The 7692-nt window shown below is 42.7% G+C and carries 10 protein-coding genes; all 10 read left to right on the forward strand.

Translation table 11 applies throughout. From position 1 onward, the window contains the following. Positions 1 to 325: 325 nt before the first annotated feature. The 10 genes from J2R98_RS11375 to J2R98_RS11420 all read left to right on the forward strand — a co-directional run bounded on the left by J2R98_RS11375 (position 326) and on the right by J2R98_RS11420 (position 7653). The gene (locus J2R98_RS11375; RefSeq protein WP_307069079.1) at positions 326 to 2359 is read left to right on the forward strand and encodes a phage/plasmid primase, P4 family; all 2034 of its coding nucleotides are present in this window, start codon (positions 326 to 328) and stop codon (positions 2357 to 2359) included. A 292-nt stretch (positions 2360 to 2651) separates the two neighbouring features. Next, positions 2652 to 3152, forward strand: coding sequence for a hypothetical protein (locus J2R98_RS11380; RefSeq protein WP_307069081.1), 501 nt, complete (start codon positions 2652 to 2654; stop codon positions 3150 to 3152). A gap of 2 nt (positions 3153 to 3154) precedes the next feature. Then, a complete protein-coding gene (locus J2R98_RS11385; RefSeq protein WP_307069083.1) occupies positions 3155 to 3592 on the forward strand; it encodes a hypothetical protein in 438 nt (145 codons plus the stop codon). Then, positions 3564 to 3788, forward strand: a complete 225-nt coding sequence (locus tag J2R98_RS11390; RefSeq protein ID WP_307069085.1) for a hypothetical protein — start codon at positions 3564 to 3566, stop codon at positions 3786 to 3788. Before J2R98_RS11385 ends, J2R98_RS11390 begins: the two co-directional genes overlap by 29 nt. A gap of 16 nt (positions 3789 to 3804) precedes the next feature. Then, positions 3805 to 4629 carry a hypothetical protein gene (locus tag J2R98_RS11395; protein WP_307069087.1) on the forward strand — a complete coding sequence of 275 codons (825 nt, stop codon included), beginning with the start codon at positions 3805 to 3807 and terminating at the stop codon, positions 4627 to 4629. Then, on the forward strand, positions 4629 to 4808 hold the full coding sequence (locus J2R98_RS11400; RefSeq protein ID WP_307069089.1) for a hypothetical protein: 180 nt from the start codon (positions 4629 to 4631) through the stop codon (positions 4806 to 4808). Before J2R98_RS11395 ends, J2R98_RS11400 begins: the two co-directional genes overlap by 1 nt. A 20-nt stretch (positions 4809 to 4828) precedes the next feature. Beyond that, positions 4829 to 5023, forward strand: coding sequence for a helix-turn-helix domain-containing protein (locus tag J2R98_RS11405; protein ID WP_307069090.1), 195 nt, complete (start codon positions 4829 to 4831; stop codon positions 5021 to 5023). 17 nt (positions 5024 to 5040) lie between these two features. Further along, positions 5041 to 5610 carry a phage tail protein gene (locus tag J2R98_RS11410; protein WP_307069092.1) on the forward strand — a complete coding sequence of 190 codons (570 nt, stop codon included), beginning with the start codon at positions 5041 to 5043 and terminating at the stop codon, positions 5608 to 5610. A gap of 192 nt (positions 5611 to 5802) precedes the next feature. Then, positions 5803 to 6249, forward strand: a complete 447-nt coding sequence (locus J2R98_RS11415) for a hypothetical protein (RefSeq protein ID WP_307069094.1) — start codon at positions 5803 to 5805, stop codon at positions 6247 to 6249. Positions 6250 to 6390: 141 nt separating this feature from the next. After that, on the forward strand, positions 6391 to 7653 hold the full coding sequence (locus tag J2R98_RS11420) for a phage tail tape measure protein (protein ID WP_307069097.1): 1263 nt from the start codon (positions 6391 to 6393) through the stop codon (positions 7651 to 7653). The last annotated feature ends 39 nt before the right edge of the window (positions 7654 to 7692 follow it).

The following is a 7692-nucleotide window of genomic DNA, read 5'->3' on the forward strand; positions in this document are numbered from 1 at the left end:
TCTCGACAAAGTTGTAGAGTTCACGGAACGCTTCCAGCAGAACAGCGACACCTACCTTAATGTTGCACTGCGTAAAGAAGGGTTGCCAACTAATAGGCGTGGAGGTAAGGCAGATATTGTTTGCTTACCAGCCCTATATTTTGAGGTTGACCTCAACTTTGGAGAGCATAACAAACAGAACCTACCAACCTATCAAGAGTTTGAGGAGATCGTCTATAACACATTCTCATTGGAACCGTCGATCGTTGTCTTCTCCGGCGGTGGATTGCACATTTACTATCTGTTAGAGGACCCTGTTGTAATTGAGAACGAGGAGCAGCGGCTCATGGCAGACCGATTATTGAAGCGGCTCGACAAGATCATCGGAAAGCTATTTGAGAAGAAAGGTAAAGACTATGACAGTGTCGGAGAGCTCTCAAGACAGCTCAGAGCTCCAGGCACACTAAACCATAAGTACGATACGCCTGTCGAGGTTAGAGCCATAGACCACACGCACCAACGCTACACAGTTGAAGAGTTAGAAGATGTGTTCGACCATTACGAAGACTTGCTCGACATTGACCATGAGCCAGTAACTGACACTGGAGAGGTAGCTGAGTCGCCACAAATGAGTGATGAGGAAGTGATCAGTCGTTGTCGCCAGGCTAAGAACGCTGCTAAGTTTGAAAAACTTTATGACGACGGTAACACAGACGACTACCCATCAACTAGTGAGGCTGAACTAGCCTTGTTAGGGATAATGGTCTTTTACACTCAAGACAGGGATCAGCTAGACCGACTAATGACTAATAGCGCATTATACCGCATGGATGGTTGGGGTAGACCTAGTCGTCGGGAATATTCACTAAATAAAGTTTTGGGGAATGTTAAAATCACGTATCAACCTAGGCAGACAGCTGAACAAGATTTCAGCACAGAAGGGTTTACCATGCATTACAACTCAGAGATAGAACAGTCTGAGATTATCTTGGATCGATTCCGTTTAACTGAGCTTGGAAATGCAGAGCGCATATGGCATTACAACAAAGGATCTATAGCTTACACAAAAGAGCGCGGTTGGTTGTTCTGGAACGGTAAGAAGTGGGAAACGGACGCCTTATCGAAGATAGAAGAGGTCACGAACAAAACTCTAAGGTCAATCTATGATGAAGCAATTCTAGAAGCTGATGAAAATAAAAGTAAAGCCTTAAAGAAATGGGCTGAAAAGTGTGAAGGTAGAAAAGTTCGCATGAATTCAATCGAAGATGTTAAACCGTTAGCTACCGTTCACAATGATGACCTAGACGCTGACTCGCATCTGTTTAACGTTAACAACGGCACGATCAACTTAGATTCTGGGAAGCTCCAGGAGCATGAATCGAAAAACTTAATTACAAGAAGCTCTCCAGTGGACTATGATCCGGACGCTAAATGCCCTCGATTCAAGCAGTTTCTTGAAGAGGTGATAGTGGACAAGAACGGGTTTTCCGACTATGAGGTCATTAGATATTTACAAAAAGCTATTGGCTATTCACTAACAAGCGAAACGATCGAGCAGACAATTTTCTTTTTAACTGGTAAGGGCGGAAATGGTAAATCTATATTGATTGAGTCGATTCAAAACGTTTTAGGTGAATATTCTAAACAGACAAACGCTGACACTTTTATTAAGAAACCTTTTGATAGTGGCATTAATAATGACATTGCTAGGTTGGATAAAGCTAGATTCGTGGCTGCTATTGAGTCCGAAGATGGACAACATTTAGCAGAGTCCCTGATTAAGCAGTTGACAGGTGGAGACACGATCACCGCTAGATTTTTAAGGAAAGAGTTCTTTGAGTTCAGACCAGCGTTTAAAATTTTCTTTTCTACCAACCACAAACCCATCATCAAAGGATCAGATGATGGTATATGGAGAAGGATTGCAGTAATACCATTCAGAGTGACTTTTGACGGTAAATCCAATCCTAAGGATCCGTATTTATCGGAGAAGCTATCTCGTGAATTGCCTGGTATTTTGAATTGGGCTATTGAAGGCTACCAGCTGTGGAAGCAAGAAGGTTTGAAGAAACCCAAGAGTATCATGGACGAGTCTGAGAAGTACCGTGATGACATGGATATTTTGAAACCGTTTCTTGATGAGTGCTGCATCATTGATCCAGAGGAAAAAGAGGAAGGTAAGACGGTTTACTACTACTACAATCTGTTTTGCCTAAGGAACGACGATTTCAAACTCACGAATAGAAAATTTTATAGAGAACTAGAGCATCGAGGTTTCGATTTTAAGCCTGGAACTGACAATGTAAGGTTTTTACACGGATTAAGTGTCCACGAAAGCGCAAAAAAGAAGTTGAATAACGCAGAATTCCTTGAAAATTAACGGGCGAATTAACGAAATTTCATTCATTAATTTTCTGAGAGGCCTACAGCCACAAGGGGTGAGGCGGTGTTGAATTACTGAATTACTTAAATGCCTATGTTCCAACTATAAGAAAAATACACACTCACTATATATGTGTATAGGGGGGAACATGGGGAAAATAATAATTCAGTAATTCAAAAGCCTGTAAGCGTTGGTGTGTAAGGGTTTGAGAGCAATTAACGAAAAAATTACTTAGTAGTTCTCGTTAATTATGAACTGTAAACATCTGTGAATGTGAGGTGATTCGTTTGTGGAAGAGTACTTCCGTTGGAAAAGCATTAACTATTATCTGACTCTTGAGGATCACATCCGAAAGGTGAGGGCAGAGCTGGAAGAGTTGACCGCAACCTTTTATGAACAATCTTTCAGTACCAGGGTAGAAAGTGACGGACTGGAGCTCGTCTCGGTTGGTGTGAAAGTTGAGAACGCTGTAACTAAACTAGTAGATTCCCAAGCATCAAAAGAAAGGCGCATAGAGGCGTTGCAGAAAAAGCAGAAGTACTTTAAAGATTATCTCGCGACCCTTTCAGCATGGGACAAGGTAAGGCTGCTAAAACAATATGTGACTGACACGGAGTCAAATTACACAGACGATCAACTTTCAAAAGATACCTATCGAGAGATTCTAGAAATAGAGGAGGCGATGATGTTCTTAAACGGTGAAGAGCCGGAGATCATTCCACCTTTAGAGCTGGATAACGAGTCACTGGATCAGGACTTGAATTACATGTTTGAAGCGTTAGGAGTGTGATTATGAGAAAGCCGAAACATCGACTAAGAATAGCGCACTTACATTTAGGCCGTTGGGGTTACTTTGAAATGAATTTCAACACGTTGACAGATTACGAGAAAGAGAGCTGCAAGTTACTGTTCTATGCTTTGAAGCGGATCCCAAGCGAAGACAGGGCCCTACTGGCTGAAAAGTACCGAATAGAGAGGGACAGGGCAAATCGTCTCTACAATAACAATTTTGTTCCTGATACCGTGTTGGCCAAAGCTAGAGGAATGAGGTTAATAGACTACCGCAAGAAGCGTAAAGCGATTGAATGTGAGTTTAATCTCCATCTGTTAGAAGGCATCAAGCAGGTTAGAGGTTTCGACTCGGACCTTGTAGAGGATCTCTACCAGTACGAGTTGTACGACAGGGAGGTGAGGAAGGAAAATGAGAGACTTGCCGGGTCAACCCCTTAACGATTTCCAGTTCATAACGAAACGTATTTCGTTTCACCCTGAGACAGACATCCAGCTTAATGCGTTCATCGACAAGCTGAATGAAAGAGGTTATGAAATACTGGACTATCAAACGCACACAGAAACGATTCACATGCAAAGCCATCTGATTGTTGTATTCAGAGTACGCAAGCGGAAAGCAGAAATTTACGATTAAACGAGGAGGAAACACAATGTTAAAAAAGGACGTACAAACATTAGTAAACAAGGTTTTTGAAAAGCAGCAGCGAATTGAACAGCTTATTTCAGAGGAGCAATCGAATAAGGTTGTGATTGATCAAGCAGTTAGCGATCTAACATCACAGTTGGTAGATGCCAAGATCGAGGATGACCAGGAACAAGTCCAGCAGTTAGAAAAGGAGTTAAAAGAGAAGCGGCATGAAGCTGAGAACATTGCTGGTACGATCGAGGGCTACAAGAAGAAGCTAGACCAAACAACTTTAACTGATCAAGAGAAAGAAGAAATCCGTGCAGCTGCTAAACGTTCAAGAGACGAACGCTTGGCCAAAAACAAGAAGATTACCGATAAGGTCAAAGCTAAAGAGGATAAGATCAATGAACTACAGCAAGAGATTGACCAGCTGAAGCGAACAATTGATGATCCAGCACGTGGACAAGCTCCTGAGGAAAGAGCTGTTAAACAGATTATTCATCGTATCGAGCCAAGAGAGATAGAGTACTACGGCAAGGATAGTTATGTGAGAAATTGGATTGATGGCCAACAAGACCACTTGCTAGAACAATATATTGCCAAGGAAGTTAGGCAACCAACTGTCAAAGAGGTTGAAGATAAAGGCTTTACAACAGGCCTAAACAAAGAGGCAACAGAGAAGAAGACAATAGGCTTTATGGGCATGAATAAGCGAGAGGATGTCATCCAGGAATTTAAGAAGCGAAACCCTGATCTAGAGGTTGTTGGTACTGGAGAGGCGTCACAAGTAAACGGGGGTAATCTACTTGTTGAGATCCGCTACCGTAAGAAAGGAGTTGGAGCATAATGCAGTTAAGTAAACCGGAACCTAAAGGGTCATTAAGTGAAGAGGAAAAGTCCTATGCGGATGACATTGCTAAACGAGTGAACGGCAAACGTAGTGGGCATGTGAACGAAGAAGACCTATCAGACGAAGAGTTATTCGCAAAACAAGTAGCAGATATAGCAAACGCAAAACAAGCTTAAACAATGGGAGGACATGGCTTATGCCTAACAAATGGGGGTTACCTGATCTATTGACGTCACATGAGGTTGCTGACTTCCTGGGCGTCCATATAAACACTGTCTACAGTCTGTGTCGTACAAAAGAGCTACCAAGCTTTAAGGTGGGGAACAATCGACGGATAAGAACAGATGCACTGATCGAATTCATCGAGGAGCAGGAGCAGGCTGAAGACTAAAGGATGTGACAGTCAACATGGTAGAACCAACTATTCGCATTGATCAACGGCATTTAGACGGGTTGAACCGATCACTTGATGATGTCAACAAACAAGGGCCAACCGTCTTACAACGTTCGATCAATAGAGCGATAACACGAATGAACACACAAGTTAAGCGAGCACCACGTGATGAGTACCATATCAAAGCAACGGACATTGCTGCTAATATCAGACCGATTAAAGCTAGCCGTTCTAATCTAGCTGGACGTATCAAGGCTGATGATGTGTCAGTACCTCTAGAGAAATTCAAAATATCACCTCGAACCGTTAACCCTAGGCGTAAATCACCTATTAAGGCAGCTGTTAGGAAGGGTGGGTCACCTAAGCCGATACCAGGAGCATTTATGGCAGACATCAATGGGCCTAAAGTTTTCGAGCGTACATCAAAGGCTAGGCTTCCGATACGTCGGTTATATGGTCCATCTGTCCATACCATGCTAGCCAATACAGATGTAAGAGAGCCAATTGAGGAGACAGGTCTAGACATCTTTAATCGAGAGTTTGATAGACAGATCATCAGAATACTAGAGCGAGGGAATCGATGAAGCCCGTCACAATAGGCTTTGGGTCCTTCTGGGGATTTAAATTTTACACGGGTGCTGACGACGCCCGAAAAAGGGCTAGTTTTTTATTTCAAAATTATGGTTTCCGTTTCCGTTAGTTAATGGCCATAAGTGATTGATTATTAGGATGGTGAGTGTATGACTACGAAAAGCAAAGAGAACTCCAGGACTATTGTGACCACGAAACAAATGGCCGATATATTAGGCCTTAGTGATCGCCGTATACGACAGCTGGAGAATGAAGGTGTATTAGTTAAAGTAGCACATGGAAAGTTCGATCTCACTCAGTCAGTTCAGACGTACATCGAATCACTCAGAGAGCGTTACAGCTCAGCTGAATATCTGAACCTTAAACGAGAACAAGCGATGCATGAAAAGGCAAAACGCCAAAAGACTGAGCTTGAACTTCAATTCCTTCAAGCTGATACTCACCACTCGCAAGACATCGAACTGGCCATGAATGCAATGGTTGAAAGTTTTAAGTCAAGATCGCTTTTAATTCCAGGGACAGCAGCTGAAAGAGTTCAGCATTTAAAGGAATTGGAGCCTATAAAAGAAGTCATCAAAGAGGAAGTATATGAGGCGCTCCAGGATCTATCAGAATACAATCCTTCAGAGTGATGTGACAGTCACAAATTAGTGGGAGGTGAGAACAGTGATTTAAGGCATGTATTCAAGTTTTGAAGTAATAACCAGGGGGATAAATGGAGGATGAAAAATAATGGGAGTCATGGCTAATTTACGTTGAAAGGCCGTGACTATATGAGTAAAAAGAATTTTGAAATTGCTTTTCAGCTCGGTGCGAACATGGATCCATCGGTTAAAAAAGCATTTGGCCAAACGCAGCGTAACTTAAAAAACTTTAGACAAGGATTAGGGAACGCTGCAAAAATGGCTGGTAAGTTTGCCTTAGGTGTTGCTGGTGCTGCAACTGCTGCAGCTGGAGTCGGTGTCGGAATGGCCAATCGCTTCTCTAAAACGGCAGATGAGATCGACAAGGCTTCTCAAAGAGCTGGTGTCCATACCGATTACTTGCAAGAAATGCGTCACGCTATGGATCAGGTGGGTGTGAGTGAGAGTGCTCTCGAGAAAGCCTTGCAACGTACTAATCAACGCTATGGCCAAGCTATGCAAGGTAACGAGAAGTACACGGAAGCTCTTAATACGATGAATATTTCACTTAGGGACCAGGAAGGAAATATGCGAAGTACTGAAGATGTCTTCCAAGAAGCCATTGACTATCTGGGCGAAATGGAAAGTTCATCTGAACGGGCAGCATTGGCCAGTGAGTTCTTTGGTGAAAAGACAGCACAAGAGCTTATGCCTGCACTTGAAAAAGGCGGAGACGAGATTAAGAAACTAAGGGATGAAGCCCATGATCTTGGCGCTGTTATCGGTGAAGATGGCATAGAAGCTGGGGTTTTATGGGCGGACACAATGGACAAGGTTAAAAAGACATTCCAAGGTTTCTTTAGCACAATCGCTATGAAGGTATTGCCGACATTTCAGAGATTTTTAGATGCCGGTCTTGATAAGCTCCCTGCCATGCAAGATAAGTTACAGCGAGCCTTAGAAATCGTTGGTGGTGTGCTTTCCTGGTTAGGTGACACTGGCCTATCAATATTTCATTCCATACGAGATGCCATACGCGATAATTTTAATCCGACCATGAACTTCAGGGACTTACTTTCCGAAGCTGGAGACTTCTTGCGTAATGCGTTTGAAATGGCTCAGCCACACATTGAATGGTTCATCAATGAAGGAATCCCTAAAGCAATCGGATTAATAGCTGACGTTGTCGATCGTGCTAAAGAGGTCTACCAGTGGATTGTTGAAAACTGGAGTTGGATCGCTCCGATTGTGGCTGGAATTACAGCTGCATTGGTTGCTTTTAAAGCCATTACATTAGCTGTAACTGCCGCAACAAAAATTGCGACAGCTGCTAAAATTGCATGGACAACAGCTACCTGTGACGTTCTGTCAATATATTGGACATGTTTTTGCTCTCATAAGGCAAACTTTTAATCCATATGAAAGAAGATGCTTTCATATGGAATCCTCATG

Source organism: Alkalibacillus filiformis, from assembly GCF_030814115.1.
Classification (GTDB): domain Bacteria; phylum Bacillota; class Bacilli; order Bacillales; family Alkalibacillaceae; genus Alkalibacillus; species Alkalibacillus filiformis.